Annotated in this window: 17 protein-coding genes; 15 read left to right on the forward strand and 2 right to left on the reverse strand. The window is 44.1% G+C overall.

The annotated features are described in order from the left end of the window. Nucleotides 1–137: 137 nt before the first annotated feature. The 15 genes from ASN18_RS04370 to ASN18_RS04440 all read left to right on the forward strand — a co-directional run bounded on the left by ASN18_RS04370 (nucleotide 138) and on the right by ASN18_RS04440 (nucleotide 15,670). Nucleotides 138–647, forward strand: a complete 510-nt coding sequence (locus ASN18_RS04370; protein WP_085051411.1) for a Uma2 family endonuclease — start codon at nucleotides 138–140, stop codon at nucleotides 645–647. Between the two features lie 138 nt (nucleotides 648–785). Further along, a complete protein-coding gene (locus ASN18_RS04375; protein ID WP_085051413.1) occupies nucleotides 786–1,514 on the forward strand; it encodes an acylneuraminate cytidylyltransferase family protein in 729 nt (242 codons plus the stop codon). Further along, on the forward strand, nucleotides 1,504–2,445 hold the full coding sequence (locus ASN18_RS04380; RefSeq protein ID WP_085051415.1) for an NAD-dependent epimerase/dehydratase family protein: 942 nt from the start codon (nucleotides 1,504–1,506) through the stop codon (nucleotides 2,443–2,445). The genes ASN18_RS04375 and ASN18_RS04380 overlap by 11 nt, the downstream gene beginning before the upstream one ends. After that, a complete protein-coding gene (locus tag ASN18_RS04385) occupies nucleotides 2,445–3,422 on the forward strand; it encodes a radical SAM/SPASM domain-containing protein (RefSeq protein WP_085051417.1) in 978 nt (325 codons plus the stop codon). The genes ASN18_RS04380 and ASN18_RS04385 overlap by 1 nt, the downstream gene beginning before the upstream one ends. After that, the gene (locus ASN18_RS04390; RefSeq protein ID WP_085051419.1) at nucleotides 3,419–3,769 is read left to right on the forward strand and encodes a nucleotidyltransferase domain-containing protein; all 351 of its coding nucleotides are present in this window, start codon (nucleotides 3,419–3,421) and stop codon (nucleotides 3,767–3,769) included. Before ASN18_RS04385 ends, ASN18_RS04390 begins: the two co-directional genes overlap by 4 nt. Further along, entirely contained in the window at nucleotides 3,753–4,601 is an 849-nt protein-coding gene (locus ASN18_RS04395; RefSeq protein ID WP_085051421.1) for a sugar phosphate isomerase/epimerase family protein, read from the forward strand. The genes ASN18_RS04390 and ASN18_RS04395 overlap by 17 nt, the downstream gene beginning before the upstream one ends. Next, on the forward strand, nucleotides 4,598–5,671 hold the full coding sequence (locus ASN18_RS04400; RefSeq protein ID WP_085051423.1) for a pyridoxal phosphate-dependent aminotransferase: 1,074 nt from the start codon (nucleotides 4,598–4,600) through the stop codon (nucleotides 5,669–5,671). Before ASN18_RS04395 ends, ASN18_RS04400 begins: the two co-directional genes overlap by 4 nt. Then, entirely contained in the window at nucleotides 5,634–7,643 is a 2,010-nt protein-coding gene (locus ASN18_RS04405) for a hypothetical protein (protein WP_085051425.1), read from the forward strand. The genes ASN18_RS04400 and ASN18_RS04405 overlap by 38 nt, the downstream gene beginning before the upstream one ends. 173 nt (nucleotides 7,644–7,816) lie before the next feature. After that, nucleotides 7,817–8,677: a type II restriction endonuclease gene (locus ASN18_RS04410; RefSeq protein ID WP_085051427.1), complete on the forward strand. Its 861-nt coding sequence runs from the start codon at nucleotides 7,817–7,819 to the stop codon at nucleotides 8,675–8,677. Then, nucleotides 8,667–9,578 (forward strand): DNA adenine methylase, encoded by a 912-nt coding sequence (locus ASN18_RS04415; RefSeq protein WP_085051428.1) that lies wholly within the window; start codon nucleotides 8,667–8,669, stop codon nucleotides 9,576–9,578. Before ASN18_RS04410 ends, ASN18_RS04415 begins: the two co-directional genes overlap by 11 nt. 157 nt (nucleotides 9,579–9,735) lie before the next feature. Further along, on the forward strand, nucleotides 9,736–10,701 hold the full coding sequence (locus ASN18_RS04420; protein WP_085051430.1) for a class I SAM-dependent methyltransferase: 966 nt from the start codon (nucleotides 9,736–9,738) through the stop codon (nucleotides 10,699–10,701). Beyond that, nucleotides 10,698–12,215, forward strand: coding sequence for a B12-binding domain-containing radical SAM protein (locus ASN18_RS04425; RefSeq protein ID WP_085051432.1), 1,518 nt, complete (start codon nucleotides 10,698–10,700; stop codon nucleotides 12,213–12,215). The genes ASN18_RS04420 and ASN18_RS04425 overlap by 4 nt, the downstream gene beginning before the upstream one ends. A gap of 29 nt (nucleotides 12,216–12,244) precedes the next feature. Next, a complete protein-coding gene (locus tag ASN18_RS04430; RefSeq protein WP_085051433.1) occupies nucleotides 12,245–14,341 on the forward strand; it encodes a CHASE2 domain-containing protein in 2,097 nt (698 codons plus the stop codon). Further along, on the forward strand, nucleotides 14,338–14,793 hold the full coding sequence (locus ASN18_RS04435) for an SH3 domain-containing protein (RefSeq protein ID WP_157072825.1): 456 nt from the start codon (nucleotides 14,338–14,340) through the stop codon (nucleotides 14,791–14,793). Before ASN18_RS04430 ends, ASN18_RS04435 begins: the two co-directional genes overlap by 4 nt. Nucleotides 14,794–14,809: 16 nt before the next feature. Continuing rightward, nucleotides 14,810–15,670, forward strand: coding sequence for a M48 family metalloprotease (locus tag ASN18_RS04440; RefSeq protein WP_085051437.1), 861 nt, complete (start codon nucleotides 14,810–14,812; stop codon nucleotides 15,668–15,670). Between the two features lie 24 nt (nucleotides 15,671–15,694). Here the strand turns inward: ASN18_RS04440 and ASN18_RS04445 are convergent, their stop codons facing one another. Both ASN18_RS04445 and ASN18_RS04450 read right to left on the reverse strand, forming a co-directional pair. After that, entirely contained in the window at nucleotides 15,695–17,227 is a 1,533-nt protein-coding gene (locus tag ASN18_RS04445; RefSeq protein WP_236861512.1) for a lipopolysaccharide biosynthesis protein, read from the reverse strand. Next, nucleotides 17,211–18,920 carry a hypothetical protein gene (locus ASN18_RS04450; protein WP_157072826.1) on the reverse strand — a complete coding sequence of 570 codons (1,710 nt, stop codon included), beginning with the start codon at nucleotides 18,918–18,920 and terminating at the stop codon, nucleotides 17,211–17,213. The genes ASN18_RS04445 and ASN18_RS04450 overlap by 17 nt, the downstream gene beginning before the upstream one ends. Nucleotides 18,921–19,015: the final 95 nt, after the last annotated feature.

Raw genomic sequence — 19,015 nt, forward strand, 5'->3', positions numbered from 1 at the left:
GATGTGCTGATAATTGTAGCTTTAGGACTGCTCTCAACCTCTACCGTAAATTGTTAAGCAATTCCTGTACCGCACAGTATTGGGACAGCGTCAATTCTTTATTGAAACATTGACAAACCTAATGATATAATACAGCTATGCTAACTAGAGATTTCGATTTAACGGAAATAATCGATGGAGAAGAGGTTATGGGTCCAAGTCCATTTGGGAGGCATCAGTACATAAGCAGCAATTTAAATGGTATTATATGGAATTATGTAAAAGCGAATGGTTTGGGAAAGGTGTTTTATTCACCTTTAGATATAATATTTGAGGAAGGGATCAACCGCCTTCAACCAGATATATTGTTTATCAAGAAAGAGAATATGACTATATTTCAGGACTGGATTAGAGGCGTACCCGATATGGTTTGTGAGATTGTATCGCAAGGCACATTCAGAAAGGATACAGAAACTAAGAAAGCGATTTATGAAAAATATAAGGTGCCGGAGTATTGGATAGTCCTTCCAGAGTTTCTAACTATCGAGATTTTCACGATGGAAAACGATAAATATAAACTAAATTCCGCTGCAGAGATTGAAGGTACAGTTACGTCAAAGGTCATCGAAGGTCTGAAAGTCAATATCGAGGATATCTTCGAACGATAAGTCCATTCTCCAAGAGGCTGAGTTTAGTCGAAGGTCAACAAGTTCTCGTATATCCTGAGCCAATGTGTTTGCCCTGAGGCTTGAGCTATATGCAATATCAGAGGCAATTATGCTATTGTATGTAATGAGGCACGGCGAATGATTGCAGCAATGTTAATGGGAAGGAAGGGAAGCAAGGGCTTTCCCGGGAAGAATCTGCATCCGGTATTTGGCAAGCCGCTCTCCTATTATCCAATAAAGGCCGCCGCCGATACCCCTGAAATAGATAAGACATATATATCTACAGACGATGAACGGCTCATGGCCCTTGCAGAGGAAAACTCTGTCGGGGTAATTGTGCGCCCACCGGAGCTTTGCACTGATGCTGCCCTGGGTGAACACGTCTACAGGCATGCATATGGCGTTATCAGGGAACTTAACCAGGACAAAGATATAGAACTTGTAGTGCTGCTCATGTGTAATGCCCCTACCGTAACCCCTGCCATTATTTCAGAGGGCATAAAGGTTCTGCGGGAAAATCCAGAGTATGACTCAGCAGTCAGCGTATCAAGGTACAACATGTGGAGTCCGCTTCGCGCCAGAAAAATTGACGCAGACGGCCTGCTAAAACCCTTTGTCCCTTTTGAGACGTTTGGAGACCCGAAGACGCTGAACTGTGACCGGGACTCTCAGGGTGATGTGTGGTTTGCCGACATGGGGGTTTCAATAGTACGCCCGCGGTGTCTGGAGAATCTCGATGACGGCCTCCTGCCGCAGAAGTGGATGGGACAGAAGATATATCCGCTTAAGCAGTGGGGCGGGTGTGACATCGACTACGAATGGCAAATCCCGATGGTAGTGTATTGGCTCAAAAAGCATGGCATATAATAACAGGACACACAGCCATGTAGTTGTCACAGGCGGGGCGGGCTTTATAGGCTCACATATTGCTGAGGCATTGCTCAAAAGCGGCTGCCGCGTTACTGTACTTGATAATCTTCACACCGGCAAAGAGGAAAACATCCCCCAAGGGGCAGATTTTATTAATATCGACCTCGGGGCAAACCCGCACATAAAGGGGATTAACTGCGACGCGGTGTTTCACCTGGCCGGGCAGTCTTCTGGGGAGGTCTCATTTGACGACCCCGAATATGACCTCAGAAGCCACGTGTTAAGCACGTTTTATATGCTGCGGTGGTGTAAGGAACACGGTGTTTCGCGGTTTCTCTACTCAAGTTCGATGAGCGTTTATGGCGACCCTGACACACTGCCCATAAGCGAGGGGCATCCTTATAAACCGAAGACATTTTATGCGGCAGGCAAGGCAGGGGCGGAGGCGTATATAAATCTTTACAGCAGGCTTGGCATTAATACCACGGTCTTTCGCCTGTTCAGCGTCTATGGCCCGGGGCAGAATCTTGATAACAAGATGCAGGGGATGTTGAGTATTTACCTGTCATATATGCTTGAGGGCAGACCGGTAATCGTCAAAGGTTCCTCCACACGCTATCGTGACTTTATAAGTGTTGACGATATAGTGGCTGCGTGGCTGCACGCTTATGAAAATCCAGTCTCATTCGGCAAGACATATAATCTTGGCACTGGGATTAAGACAACGGTTGGCGAACTTCTCAGTGAGTTAAAAGACGCGTTTAACTTACCTGAGTACCCAATAGTGTTTGCCCAAAATACAGCCGGAGACCAATTCGGCACTGTGGCAGACATAAGCCTTATAAAAAGAGAGCTGAACTGGTACCCTGCCACAGACCTCAAGACTGGCATTGCTCAAATGGTCAACTGGGCAAAGGGGCTTAAATAGTGGCGCAGCACTCAGGCGATACACTGCACCACGACATCTCAGGTGAGGACATCCTCGTTCGCGCTGATGAGAGATTCATGGAATACCGCAGGATGTGGGAGAATAATCCAATGACTCTTACCGCAGGCACATTCCCCGTACATCTTGATATTGAAACCACCAGCACATGCAATCTCAGGTGTCCATTTTGCAAGACCACATACTCGCGGACTGACATAAACAACGGCTTTATGTCATGGGAGACGCTGAAAAAAATAATGGATGAGGCAGGGGAGAACGGCCTCTACGCCTGTAAGTTTAACTTCAGGGGCGAACCGCTGCTCCATAAAGAGTTATGCCGGTTTATCAGATATGCAAAGGAAAAGGGCCTCGTCGATGTGTTTTTCAACACAAACGGCACACTCCTAACACCAGACAAGGCCGAGGCACTGATTGAAAGCGGCCTTGACAGGCTTACGGTATCATTTGAAGGGTTTGAAAAGGAGCTGTACGAGAAAAACCGTGTAGGGGCAACATTTGAGGCAGTCGTAAAAAATATCGAAGCCTTGAGAGATTTAAAGATACGGCATGGCTCCAGGACGCCGAAGGTACGCATTCAGGCCGTGCTTATCCCTGAGCTGCGTGGCCGTCTTGATGAGTTCACCGCATTTTGGAGTGACAAGGCCGACCAGATATCATACAATGAAATGTTGGATAACGTACCAAACACAATTAAACCGGCGGTATCGCCGTGGATTTGTCCATTTCCCTATCAAAGATTAATGATAATGTGGGATGGGACAATAACCGCGTGCTATAATGACCACTACGGCAAATTGGCGGTTGGTAATGTCCACAATGTAACGATAAAAGAGGCATGGAAGTCATTGATGGAGCCGCTGAGAAAATTGCACAAAGCAGGCCGCGCGCACGAGGCCCAGGCATGTGCAGAGTGCCCTATGAGAATGAATGAGATAAAAAAGCGCGGTGATGCGTGATTACTGAAGAATGTACAACGCCCGTGACTGACCCCATAGTGGTAGATTTTTTGCGGGGCATAAAAACACTTAAAGGTCAGATAAAGGAAATATATCTGTTCGGTTCACGAACCCGCATGGATTGGCTGCCTGACTCAGACTATGATATATTGATTGTTGTTGATAAAAAAGACAGGTTAATGAAAGATAAACTCTATGACTCTGTGATGGACATATTATTAGAAACAGGCAAATTGGTATCGCTGAAGATATTTCAAACAAACGAATATATGAGATTAAAGTCAATTCCAACGCCGTTCATGGAAAATGTTATGAGAGAAGGTATCAGGCTTGAAATACCCGGATAAAAACAACAATAAGATGAAACTGGCCGTATCAAATGTCGCATGGTACCCTAAGCAGCTTGAGAGCCTTGTCACGCTCATGAGGTTGCTCGACTGCGACGGTATCGAATTAGCGACAAGTATGATTTGGGATGAACCCGTTGATTCGTCAAGGGACGACAGGCTTCTGGTGCGGCGTCAAATCGAAGACAACGGGCTTAAGGTAACAGGTCTGCAAGCCCTGCTTTACACGCGGCGTGAGCTGACGATTTTTGGCGGTGGCAGGAGCAGCGCAATTGACTATTTAACAAAAATGATGGACCTGTGCCGTGACCTCGGTGGCGAGGTGATGGTGTTCGGCTCCCCTGCAAACCGTAAGATTGAGGGATTAAACTCAGACGAAGCGATGGCGGTGGCCGTAGATTTTTTTCACGAACTTGGCACATTGGCCGGTGACCGGGGCGTATACTTCTGCATCGAGCCGCTTGGAAAGACCGAGACGAATTTCATCAACACAGTCCTTGACGCTGATGAGTTAATTAAAAAGGCTGGAAACCCCGCAGGACTTGGCCTGCATGTAGACATAAAGGCGCTCATAGACGAAGCAGAGATAAATGCCCCGTATATCACCGATGCCTTTTCACGAGCCAAACACGTACACGTAAACGACCCTGAGCTTATGCCACCGGGAAGCATGGGATTTGACAGTGCCCACAAAATAGTAAATGAAAAAATAAAGGCAAGCGGCTACAGCCGCTACATATCAATAGAGATGAGAAGACAGGAACCAGACCCAGAGGCCGCCATCAGGCAGGCCGTCAAATACGTTAGAGCAGCTTATTTCGGGGGACTATGATTAAACCCAAACCACTGATTGCGGAAGTTATCAGAATACATGAAAAAGAGCCTTCGCGCTACTACAAGGTGCGCCTTGACAGGAGCGAGCGCACACGCCCATTCTCGGACGAATTTATAAGCCGTATTCGGGCGCGTTTAGACAGCGAGTGGCTTAATACTTATCCCGAACCGGAGCCGGTGTATGAAAAGTGCGCCGCGTTTTTGGGGCAGCCGCGTGGACGTATTCTCTTTAACAGCGGCTCAGACCAGAGCATTAAATCTATTTTTGAGACATATATCGAAGCCGATGACACGATTCTCATGCATCGTCCCGGGTATGCGATGTTTCCCGTATATGCAAAGATGTTTGGGGCCGAGGCCATATATCAGGATTTCGACTCAGACCTGGATTTTGACTATGAAGGATACATAAACAGAATCGACAGCAATCTGCGCATGGCTGTGCTGGAAAATCCAAACGGTTTTATAGGGGTGGCGCCGCCAGAAGAGTTACTAAGAGAATTCGTAAGAAAATGTGAAGCAACCGGAGTTATATGTGTTGTTGACGAGGCGTATTTTTTCTTTCACGACATTACGGCGGCTGATATGATTCAAACCCATGAAAATCTGATTGTGGTGAGGACTTTTTCAAAGGCGATGGGGCTTGCCGGGCTTCGGGCCGGGTATCTGCTGTCGCAGGAGGAAAACATTAACTCGCTCTATAAGGTAAAACCCATGCACGAGCTAAACGGGATTGCCCTGTTGTTGATAGATGAGCTATTAGACCATACGGAGGAGATTTTTTCCTTTACCAAAGAGACACGCTATTGCCTTCAATATCTGAAGGATAAATTTGCCGAACTGGGCATAGAAACCAGCAAGAGCGTGGCCAACTTTCTGGCAGCACGCTTTGGGGCGCATTTCTCAGGCGAACAGATGAGCCTCAAACTCAGAGACAAGGGAGTCCTGCTGAGACGCCCCTTCAGAGAGGAACACCTCAGGCAGTGGACAAGGATAGGCACCGCACCTGTTGAAAAACTGGATGCTGTACTTGAAATGTCTAAAGAGCTGCTGCTGGCGTCACATTGAAAACAATACCGGCAACCTGCTGACAGCCCACGTGAATACATTACTTATATATGACTCATACAGCGGTAAGTTAGGCAGCATTGTAAAGGCCGATAAGGTATTTCTGTTTTCATTAACATCTAAGAAACATGTATCAGATTCATATATACGCCTGTTACAGGCCATTGGGTGCACCTTTGAAATCATAGACTCATCTAAGGCTATCAATGAATCGGCCCTCAGTATGAGAGATATGTATATACGGTTAATAGCAAAACTGCCAGTCAAAGTTAAAAACAAAGGCAGTGACTTAAAAGAGATTTTTGCCGTCGGGCAGCATGCGTCTTTATGGTGGTTCAGCCTTGTTGCAGAGAAAAACACACACAAGTCCGACACCCTGACAAGGCTTTCCCAGCTTGACGCGATAACTGAAGCCATAAAGCGCTATAACATAAATAAAATCATAATAACATGCAGCTCATCCAGACTCAAGAGCGCACTAACCGGTTATGCAAGTGAAAAGAACATCCTCATTGATAATTCAAATAAGCATCATAACAACACAGCAGCCAAAGCTAAAAGCATAATAAAACAGATAACAGGGATTCTCTATTACTTCATTTACAGCCTCTACACTTCGATGACTATGAAGAGGGAATTTGCAAGCGTTCAAAGAGAACCTGTTGATGACAACGCCCTGATGCTGCTAACTTACTACCCGAATATCGACATAGCACAAGCAAAAAAAGGCATCTTCGCAGACAAGAACTATATGAAGCTGCAAACAATGCTGACAGCAGCAGGCAGCGCCATTACATGGATAGCCCTATATGTTGAAAGCAACGCAATCACGAAAGAGGAAGCCATACGTTCAGCAAAGACGTTTATAAAAAATGGCAGCCGTATATATTTCCTTGATGAGTTCAACTCATTGTGGACTCATCTCAGCTCATTGGTAACAATGTTTTTCAGCGCACTGAAGTTTATCCTGCTGGAGAAGAACATTAAGGCGGCGCACGTTATCAAGGATTACAACATGTATGCTTTGGTCAAAGATGACTGGTATAGCTCCTTTATGGGCATAGCCGGATACCAGGGCCTTGTGTACTATAAGACATTTAAGAGGCTTTTATCTACAATTAAGGCAAGAAAATACCTCTACCTGCTTGAGCATCAGGCGTGGGAGAAGGCATTTATCTCAGCAAAGAAGGCGCTTGGGCTTACACCACCGGTTTTAGGCTCACAATCCGGCACGGTGTCGCAAATGCTGCTGAATTTCTTTAATGACCCATCAGAGATACGCGACACGGGCCGGTATTCATTACCCAAGCCCGACATTATTATATGCAACGGGCAGCATCCATACAGCTTTATGCTGGGGTCCGGCTGGCCACAGGAGAAACTGTATATAGCTGAGGCTGTACGATATTCTTATTTAATCAAATATCTTGAGGCTGAGTTTATCAGGACAGAAAAAATTGTGCTGCTGGCCTGTTCTATCAGCATATATGAAAGCAGTTCGATGTTAAATGTCCTATATGAGGCGCTAAACAATGAACCCGGCATTGAAGTATGGATAAAGCCTCACCCATTTTTACAGATAGAGAAACTGTTTCAGTACTCAGGGATAGAAATGAAAAGCTGTTCTTTTAAGATAATAAATGAACCAATAGGGACGCTTCTTCAGCGCGCCCGGGTAGTAGTGGTTGGGGAGTCAAGCGTTTGTATCGAGGCCATAGCCTTTGGCTGTGATGTGTTTATTGTAAATTCCCCGGAGTGGATAAGCATGTCACCCCTGACAAAGACCAGGGCTTCTATGATTAACACGGTTTCATCGGCAGATGAACTAAAGCGTCAAGCCGTCAGAATATTCATGGAACAACATGACACGCTCCGGCATAGGACAGAGGCAAAGAGGATAATAAACGAGTTTTTCTATTTCAGCGAGCCGGTTGACAGCGTTCAAAGATTTTTTGATTTAGTAAATAAGTGACAGTGCCCGGCAGGGGCAAGCCTGTAGTGTCTCAATTTGATTGTTTTACCCTATAAGACGTTACGGGTAACTCCGGAAGCAGGAATCTCAAGTGGCATTGAGGAAAATATAAAGTTACTGTTATTATATTATATGTCAACAATGTATCCAAAAGTTGTAGCGCAGGGTGTTTATTGAGTAACTATAAGCAGCACTATAAGGATAATTTCAAGCAACTGCTCCGAGAGCTGACAGAAACATTAAGTGGTCATGTTGCTACTGATGATAGACAATGGACTATAAAGGGTTTCATTGATGTTTTTCGCAATGTGTACACGATTTCTGCAGATACGAAAATTGTCTCTAAGATTCTTGAAATCCATCTTTTCCCTGTATTGCTAAAATTCGCACAAAAACACAATTATATTATAGTTCTTGCCGACCACCAAAACTACTATCCCGACCTGTCTTTTGTTTCAACTCGAGACGAGTCTATAAAATTTGCGGTTGACATAAAAACGACATACCGTCTACCCAATAAGCCTGGCTTTTGTAATGGTTTTACACTTGGCTCACACGGAAGTTATTTTATTGAACGCGATAAGAAAAAGAATATTCAATATTCTTATAATCAATATTGTGGACATTTCTGTATAGGGATAATCTACACAAGAGCAAATATAAGAGATATTGACGAAACAACAATCCAAAAGGTTGAACAACTCCAATCTATTACCTCCGTTATTCGCGATTTTGAGTTCTTTGCATGTGAAAAATGGGAAATCGCAAGTGATTCTCAAGGGAGTGGAAACACTGCCAATATTGGTAGTATTGTTCGTATTAAAGATATTCTCTCTGGCAATGGGGTTTTGAAGAACCTTGGGGAAGAATGGTTTGATGAGTACTGGATGAATTATGGGAAGATAATGATAACAACTGAAACTGGCAAAACAAAAAAGATTACTAAACTGAATGAGTTTTTGGTATTTAAAGGCAAAGACCCAACCCTTGCATATCCGTGCATTAGGTCTAAGGCTGAAACGCATGATAAATAAAATAATAATCCCTCCGATTAAATGCCAAGGGATTAAATCGAAACTCGTACCTTTAATTTTGGCTAATTCCCCACATCTTAATGAAATGGCATGGATAGAACCGTTTATGGGTTCAGGTGTTGTTGGCCTTAATGCTCGTCCGGTTAAGGCTTTATTCTCTGACATCAATCCACATTTGATAAATTTCTATAATGCTCTAAAATCCAAGTCTATTACACCTGAATCTACAAGACTATATTTAGAAAAAGAGGGGAGACTTTTAAAAGAACAAGGAGAAACGTATTATTATTCTGTGCGTGAACGATTTAACCGTGAGAAAGACCCTATGGATTTTCTTTTTCTATCGCGTTCTTGCTTTAATGGGATGATTCGCTTCAACAGTAAAGGATGGTTCAATGTCCCATTCTGTAGAAAATCCAATCGGTTTGCCATCGCATATATAACTAAAATTGTCAATCAAATTGCACGATTTTATAATGTTTTGAGTAATTGTAGTTGGTCATTTACTTGTCAGGATTTTGAAACGACTATTAGCTCTGCGACAGAAAAGGATTTTATTTATTGCGATCCACCATATTTAGGAAGGCATGTTGATTATTATAATTCATGGACTGTTGAGGACGAGAAACGACTATATGATTGTTTAGCAGCAACTAAGGCAAAATTTATTCTTTCAACATGGCATAGCAATAAGTATCGGAAGAATGATTCCTTATACAGCCTTTGGTCAAAATTCAGCATAGTTACACAAGACCACTTCTACCATGTCGGGGCGAAAGAAGACAATCGCAATCCAATGGTTGAAGCACTTGTTATGAATTTCACTCCCTTATGTGAGAAGATAGAAAAAACACAACCTATCCCTGACTTGTTTTATTCAACTACAGTGAATGCATTATAACAAATATATCACATTGACAAAGACCCTAAAATGAAGACCCTAAAATTTCAAACTGAGACACTACCGAAAAGCCGCCATCGTATACACAAGCAGAAAAAATATGTTAGAGTATACCTAAAAAGCGGCACCTTTAAGTGAAAGAAAAAGATAAACACTAATGACAGCAAGATGTGAACTATGCGGCCTCAGTGGTTTTGAGTTAATCGCCACTGAAATCAGAGAGGGACCGGGGCGGATTTGCCAGTGTACGCACTGCGGTCTCGTTATACAGGACATTGCGATGGACGCTGAGGAGCTGGCGACGTACTATAATGAGATATACCAAAAGACCAACTCCCTCGACTCAACCAGAGAACAATCCCCGCGGGAACATTTCGAGGACAGGCTCAAGACCATTGACCCAATTGTCGGACAGCTGCGTGCTTATCTCCATCCAGATTTAACTGTCCTTGAGCTTGGCTCAGGCACAGGGGAACTGCTCTACAGCATAAAGCCGCATGTGAAGTCTGTCACAGGCATAGAGATACACAAGGGATTCGTCGAATTTATGAAAGGCTCTCTTGGTATCGAGGCATACGCGCAGGATATAAACGATATTGACTTTGGCGGCAGGAAATACGATTTGATTGTCTCCATAGCCACTCTTGACCATCTTATCAATCCCTTTGAGACCCTGTTAAAGTTGAAATCCCTGCTCACAGACGACGGGCTGATGTACGTTGAAGTACCAAACAGGGATGAGGCTCTGAATCATTACCTGCCTGAGCCGAATCTCAAGGCATTTAACAAGTTTTTTTGGCACAAGGCGCATTTCTATTATTTCACTGCAGATACGCTGACAAAGTTAATGCAAAAGGCTGGACTGAGCTGTGAACTAAGCTGCAGGCACGAGTACACGCTTCATAACTACCTGAACTGGTATTTCAGGGGAAGGCCCCAGGGTTCGTTCGTAGATGCCGTTACAGGGAAAGGCCTTTTTATGGGTAACAGTGAGTTTGAGGCAGGGATGAATGATATGTTTAACGAAATGAACGAGCGCTTTCTAAGGCTGATGTCAGTGACAAATCAGGGCGACACGCTGTGCTGTGCTGCAAGGAAACATGACTCAAAAGGAAACCAATGAAAGTACTGCTGATATACCCAAACATCAGGGGGATGAATATGCTTCCTCCGGCAATCGCGCTTTTCTCATCGATACTGAAAGAACAAGGGCATACGGTATCGCTCTTTGACGCCACAGATTACCCAAATATTGAAGATAACGAGTTCAACAGCGATAAGCTGAAAGAAAAAAACCTGAATGTCCGCCCCTTTGACGACACACTCTTAAAAATTACATTTAAGGAAGACGACCTCTTTGAGTCATATAAAAAACACGTAGAGGGCATTTCCCCTGACCTCATTGCTATGTCAACAACAGAGGACATGTTCCCTATAGGGATTAGGCTGCTTGAGCTGTCGTCAGTATATAAAATCCCCACATTGGTTGGCGGGGTGTTTGCAACCTTTGCGCCGGAGCTTGTGATAAGCCGGCCGGAGGTGGATATGGTCTGCGTTGGTGAGGGCGAACATGTTATAAAGGAACTGTGTGCGCGCATGGACAAGGCAATGCCATACGACGATATCCCGGGGCTTTGGACAAAGAAAAAAGGTGAAATAAGACGCAACCCCATGGGGCAGGCAGTTGATATGAACGAAAACCCGATGCTTGATTTGTCGATATTCCCTGAGGGGCGACTCTACAGGCCGATGCAGGGGCGGGTGTGGAGGATGTTTCCACTTGAGACGCACCGCGGCTGCCCGTACCAGTGTACGTACTGCAATTCCCCGTCTCAGACATATAAATACAGGGAAGAGACAGGCTCAAGGTTCTTTCGCAAGAAGCGCCTTGATAAGATCAGGCAGGAGATAATTCATTTCCGTGATAACTACAACGCCGAGGCATTTTATTTCTGGGCAGATACGTTCTTTGCGTATTCAGAGGCCGAGTTTGACGCCTTCGTTGAGATGTATTCAGACTTTAAAATCCCCTTCTGGTGCCAGACGCGCCCTGAGACCGTTACACATAGGCGGGTGAAAAAACTCTCAGAGGTGGGCATGTTCAGAATGGCCTTCGGCATAGAGCACGGCAACGAAGAGTTTAGAAAGCGGGTCATTCACAGAAGCGTAAAAAATGAGACTATTATCAAGGCCCTTGCAACGGTTAATGATGTGGGCGTCCCATTCAGTGTAAACAACATACTGGGATTCCCATTTGAGACGCGCGAGCTGACGTTTGACACAATAGAGCTGAACCGGCATATATACGCCGACAGCATGAACGCCTATTCCTTCAGCCCGTTTCACGGCACACCACTGAGAAAAATCGCAGAAGAACAGGGCTACATCAAGCCAGGCACTATAGCCCGTTCGGTAACAAGACCAACACTGCTAAATATGCCGCAGTACACGCCTGAACAAATAGAGGGCGTCAGGCGGTGCTTTGTGATATATACGAAACTGCCGAAGTCCATGTGGCCTGAGGTTGAAAAGGCCGAAAAGCTGACACCCGAAGGCGATGCCATATGGGAAAAACTCAGAGACGAAGTGGCAGAGAAATATATGCCGCATAACGCTGAGGAAAAAATAACGGACTAGTCAGGCAAGCACACGCCCAAAATAAATAAATGAAAAAATCTCTGCCAGTACTAACCGCCTTAACATTTCTCTTATCATTGATACTGTACACATCCGGCGGGTTTGATTACTTTGAGCTAAAGGCCTATGATATATACTGCCGGTACTTAAATCCCGCGACTACTTCTGACAACATAGTCATAGTCAAGATTGACCAGCACAGCCTTGATGAAAGGAGTAAGCAGGGGACAAACTGGCCGTGGCCGCGCCAGCTCTATGCCGCAATGGTAGAGTATATGTCTGAGGCCGATGCAATATTTATTGATATACTTTATACCCAGTCGTCCTTCTACGGCGTGGAAGATGACAAATTATTTGCCGATGCCGTAAAGAAGGCCGACAATGTCTATATAGCGATGTTCCTCTCGGAATCCCCCCCTAACCAGATATCTGAGGCAGAAGAGGCACTTATCAGGCGTATAGAAATCAGGGACAACGCCACCGTGTTCAGCACCTTTAACTCTATGGTACCTCAAATAGAGGAACTGATGGAGGCAGTAAGGGGTGGGGGCAATGTTTCGATTTCACCTGACAGCGACAGCATTTACAGGAAAATCCCCTTGTTCTTTAAACTAAGAGGTCATACAATACCATATTTTACGCTTGGGTTTCTGATAGATAAAAAGGTTGCTGCTATTGCCGATGGCCGTCTCATTGTAAAGGGAAAAGAGGTGCCGGGAATAAGCCCGTACTTAAGATATTCTACCCACAAAGACCCATACCCCTCTATCTCTGCTGAAGAGATTCTCCAGTCCCATCTTGCAGCGTCACAGTCAGAAAAGCCTGCGATCGATAAAGATTTCTTTAAAGGAAAGGCTGTTTTCATGGGGCTGACCGCGGCAGGACTATATGATTTGAAATCCACACCGGTTACCACCATCTCAACAGGTATAAATATCCATGCCGCCGCCTTTGACAACATCATTAACGGCAGATTTATCAGAAAACTGGACAAGATTTACGTATGTCTGCCCATGTTTATTCTCTGCCTCTTTGCCGTTACCTCTGTGTTAAGGCGGCATTCGCTCTTAAGCAACATTGGGGCATTGGCTGCGTCTGTTGTTGTGATAACAGCCGTTACTGCAATTTTATTTAAAAATGCAATATATCTTGAGGTCATACCTCTTTTAGCTGCCGATATAACAAGTTTCATTGCAGCGCTGGCATATAGTTATGCCTCAGAGGGCAAGAAGAGGCAGTTTCTTAAGACGGTTTTTACGCAGTACATGGACAAGAAGATTGCCGATCACATATTAAAAAATCCAGAGCTTCTGAAGCCGGGTGGCAACACTATGGACGTTGTCGTGTATTTTGCTGACATTGCAGGGTTTACGACAATCTCTGAGATGCAAACCGCCCAGGAGACGGCCATCATGCTTCATGGCGTGATGAGCGAACTGACAGAGGTAATCATCGGATACGGGGGCGTGGTAGATAAGTATATTGGCGACTGTATAATGGCCTTTTGGGGCGCCCCAGTGGTCTCAGAAAGCGATGAGACAAACTCCTGCAGCGCTGCCGTAAACTGCCTCAAGGCGCTGGATAAGGTCAATAACGAATTTAAAAGCAAGGGATTCCCCAATATTTCCCTTCGCATAGGTATGCACAAAGGCGACGCTATCGCCGGGAATATGGGCAGCAACAGGCTCTACAATTTCACTGTCATTGGCGACACGGTAAATCTCGCATCGAGGCTTGAGTCTGTAAACAAGTATTTTAAGACGAAGATAATAGTAAGCGAAGATGTACTTGCCGGTACAAATGACTTATTTTTAAGCCGTGAGCTGGCCCTCATAGAGGTCAAGGGCAAGAGCATACCGGTAAAAATATTTGAGGTCATGGGTTTTGTTGACGGCGCTGACGATGACAAAAGAGTGCTTGCCGGGCGCTACAAAGAGGCGATGCACCTGTTTAAAGAGGGAAAGTGGCAGGAATCGGCAGAGAAATTAGAGGAAATCTTATCGCTGTATCCGGCAGACGGGCCATCGGGTGTACTGTTAAAACGGGTAAAAAATTTATTGGCTGCCCCGACGCTAAAAGATGACTTGACAAAAGATTGGATAATTGTTAAAATGACTGAGAAATGATGAGAAAGATTGCAGTAATAGTAATTTTGTTGCTTGTACCTGCGCTTGTCTATAGCGAGACTATGCAGGTAATCACGAAGGAGAATGCCGTCAGGGCAGACTGCAACTTTTACTCTGCCGTCAAGGCGATGGTCAAGTATGCCGACACGCTGGAGATAGTCTCAACTAAGGGTGACTGGTACATGGTGAAGTTTGGGGATAAGTCCGGCTGCATACACAAAACCGCGCTCAACAAGACTGCTGTAGCATTAGCCAAGACAGAGGGCGGCAAGCACACCGCCTCAAAGGATGAGGTATCGCTTGCTGGCAAGGGATTTAATCCGCAGGTCGAGGATGCCTATAAGAAAAAGCACCCGGAACTGGATTTTGATCTTGTTACTAAAATAGAAGGCTTCACCGTACCAGCTGAGAAGGTTGCAGCGTTTATAAAGGACGGGGGCCTAAAGGAATAGACGGAATAAATTAGCCATGAAAAAACACTTAAGCATAATGATATTTGCAGCGTTTGTATTTACAGGCTGTGTGCCGTCGCTTACGTCTTTAACAGAGACGGCGGTCAAGACAGGGTCAGCGGTGTCCAAGGCAGCACGCGAGATAACGCCGGAAGAGGAATACTATATCGGCAGGTCTGTTGCGGCAAGGATTCTGTCGTCCTATAAGCTTTTGAATGACCCGGACTTTACGGCGTATATCAATATCACGGGGCAGTCGATAGTGTTTCACTCGGAGATGCCGTTCACATTTGGCGGCTATCACTTTGCTATACTGGATTCTAAGGAGGTAAATGCCTTTGCGTGTCCGGGAGGGATTATATTTATCACAAAGGGCATGATAGATTTAGCGGTAAACGAGGACCAGCTTGCTGCAATACTTGCGCATGAGGTCGCGCACATAACCCATAAGGACGGGCTTGGCGCGATTAAATCATCGCGTTGGACTGAGGCGCTGACAGTAATGGGTTCTGAGGCTGCAAAGCAATACAGCCCTGGTCAGGTGTCTCAGTTGTTGAGTGTTTTCGAGGGATCGATAGATGACATCGTTAAATCTCTGGTAACAAACGGCTACTCAAGGACGCAGGAATATTCAGCAGATGAGACCGCGGTTGTCTATCTAAAGGCGTCCGGCTACAACCCCGCGGCATTGAAAGATGTCCTGAGCAATCTTCAGAGCAAGACGGGAAGTTCTGACGGCGGCATGTTTAAGACCCATCCATCACCGACTGACAGGATAAAAGAGGTAACTGCTAAACTCACAGAGTCCCAGGTCTCCGACTTTTTCAAGGTTCGCACGAAGAGATTTTCTGACCACTACAGCAAGTTCTCCAAATAGTGCCCTGTTTTGACTAAGATAGTACTATGGCCTGAACGTCTTAAGTATATTTTGAATATCCCCTTTCTTAAGCCCCGCCACTGATGGTATGAAAAAGGCGAATGCACTGACTGCAATCGTATAGATAATGCCTGAGATTAGAAAACCCGTGATCATATGGTCTTTTGTCAGAGGGTCAATAATAATTGCCGTTACATATGCCGTCACAGTCATAAACCCTATGCAAAGCGCCTGATGCCGCAAGTAGTGGACGAAAGATATGCCTATTGGCTTTGATATATAAAAAAGCAGTGCATTTACGCTTATTATGTTAATTACAACCATCTTAATGGCTAACCCTGCCGCCCCAGCGCTGGCCCCGAGATACTCTGGAGATGCTATTAAGAAAAACGACATGGGTACGCCGACAGCGCTAACAAAGATTCCAATATTTCTGTACAAGGTGGTCTTTCCCATTGCGAAATACGCCGAGGCAACTAACTGTCCATAAGTCTGATGAATTGGATAAAAGGCCATAACGGTAACGGCCCAAAGTGCGGCGTCGTATTGTTTACTGCCGAATATGTGAATAACTTTGCCAGCATTAATAGAGACAAAACACGAAAAAAACGCGGCTATAGAAAACATCGGCGGTATGTATTTTTCAAAAAGTCTGTTCATTCGTCCGATGTCGTTTTCGGCGTGGACGATGGAAAACTCCCGCATCAGAAGCGGCGTCATTGCCCCGGTAAATAGGAAACACAGGGCGCCTATCTGAGTTGAGAGCCCAAAAAAACCCTGTTCTACGCTTCCGCTCATGACCTGCAAGAGCCACATATCGAAAATGTTCGCTACCATACCGATCAAACCACTTACAAACAGTGGATGACCATAGGTGTAAGATTCCCTTGCATAAAGCCTTACATGGTGCGCAGTTAATTCTGTCCTTTTAAATAGTGAAAACCCACCTCTTTGCATAATAAAGATAAAGGCCGCCAAAAGAAAAATAAATAATGCATAGTTATATAAGAAAAAAACGGTCAGGTCTAATTTGCCCGACACAAATAACCACACCAAAAGGCACAATCCCAAAAGACGCTGGAGCATCTTTGCCTTTTCCGCGGTAACGGTCAACCCATAGGCATCTGCCATTTGGCTCAATATCTGCGTTATCCATGTGAAAAGCCCAAAGCCAGCGGCCAGGTAAATAAAACCAATTTGCTCGCCTGGCCATATATACATATGAAGAGACATTATATGTGAAGAGCTGGTGAAAAAAAACACAGCAAGACAGACCAATATGCCAAATAACATGTAGAAACGCACAAGACGTGAGTCCTGCGGGTTCTTCGATAGCATTGTGAAGTACCCCGTTGAAGTGTTTAACTCCAAAAACGAGATTAGCTGACTAAAAAAGCCGGTTAAGTAGTTGAAGTCGCCATAGGCACGCGGGCCAAGGCTCCGCGGTATAATCGTCTGCGAGATCAGGCCTATCAAAAGACCGGCAAAGTTTGTTGTCAGCTTATAGAGGTATCTCTTGTTGAAGGAATCGGTGGTTCTGCTACTCATTTTTTTCAATAAGGGCATATATAGATTTTAAAATATTTTCTTTTGTATTGTCTTTACATACGTAGTGATTCATGTACGAGTTGTCTCTCTTTTTTTCCAGTGTGCCATTTAAAAACAGGTCAAGAGCGGCAATAAGACCCTCAGTGCTATCAAAGTAATGGACACGCTTCTTTAGCAGTTCAAGGACATCCTCTGCGTATGGGTTAATGGGGTCGCTCAATAAAAATATCTCCGTATTCAAATGTATAACCTCAACCAGCGGCTGCGAAGGGAACTCGATAACTACAGCACGTGGACTATAAATCTGTAAAAATTCATCTAATTTCATATCATAAACTACCTTTAAGCGCTTTACCTTATTTAAGAGCGTAAAGACTGAGCAGTTTTCAACTGTTGAATTCATAAATGGTTTTACGTAAGCGTTAATGCCGTCAATAGAATCCAGATAACTAATAATTTCAATTTGTATCCTTGTTAATCTGTCGGGTGGAGTTCTGACAATCCCTCCTTGCAGCATTGACAGCGTATTAGTTACAGGGAACAGGATATCTATTGCCTGTCTTTTGCGTTTTCTTGGTATTATATTTACCTTTCCAAACGGCAGGACATCAATGTTAATTTTTTTTTCAGGATACAGTTTTTTCAAATCATTTTTAGTAAATCCATAGCTGAAAAAATAATCACATCTATTGAAGTCAGTATTAAATTGCCATGGAATAAAGGCCTCTCCGAACAGGCACCCATGCTGAGAACCGGCTGTCTTTATATTGACAGACCTCAGATATTCGAATATTATTGCCCTTGTGCCGTCCCAGGGGGAACATCCCCATATTCCAAGGCATATTGGATATTGCTTATTAATGCTTCTTAATGCGTCAACAGTGTTTAAGTACGACACTATGTTCTTGTTAAATGACTCAGTTATATCTTTAATAAAGATATTGGCAAGTGAATCGCCATTGATATTATGCCTGATACCTGCGGGTATACTATTAATATTCTGGGTTACTTTGATCCCGGTATCCTCAGCAAATTTGTCAGTTATGACGTTATATTTATTAAGACGGCTTTTTATAAACTCAATTTCATATAAAGGCTCAGAAAGCAGGATTGTTTTTTTCTTCGCTGAAAACCCCTTGTGCCGCAGTGATGACGATAGTACATATATTAATCTGTTAATCATATATAACGGCATCTTCTTTAACCTTCTGAACACTATCGATAGTTCTTTGAAATAGTTTCTCTGCCTGCGCTTAATATTGTGATAAGATATTATCTTAATATCATATCCCCCAAATAATTGAGATAGTTGATTTATAATATACGCCATATCAGTGCTTATACCAGGAAATGTGGCGCTGAAGTCAAAGTTATAAATAATTATTTCATTTGGCTCATCAGGTTTATGTAACTCTATGAAGTGTTTTAATGAGATTATAAAGAAGTAATATTCAGCAAAATGATGTTTCCCACTATAGGAGTAAAGGGCGGAGAAAAAATTCATATCAAGGCCGTATGCCTTATTTATTTCCGCTGAAACTGTATTGTCAAGTGCAAGCAATATCTCATCTATAACCGCAGTTGTATAATCCATAGCCTTCTTGATTTCATCTTCGTTGAGGAATTTACTCAGACACTGGCATTTAATATTATGGACCTCTTTCAGGTAGACATCGACTGAAGAGCTGGTAGAGAAAATCATGTGATCATTACAATAATAATTATTATAATAATGATCAGCGTCCCCGATGGTATGCAATACAATAGTAGTAGTCACTAAACCCTGGCTTTTTGAAA

Source organism: Candidatus Magnetominusculus xianensis, assembly GCA_001541255.1.
Classification (GTDB): domain Bacteria; phylum Nitrospirota; class Thermodesulfovibrionia; order Thermodesulfovibrionales; family Magnetobacteriaceae; genus Magnetominusculus; species Magnetominusculus xianensis.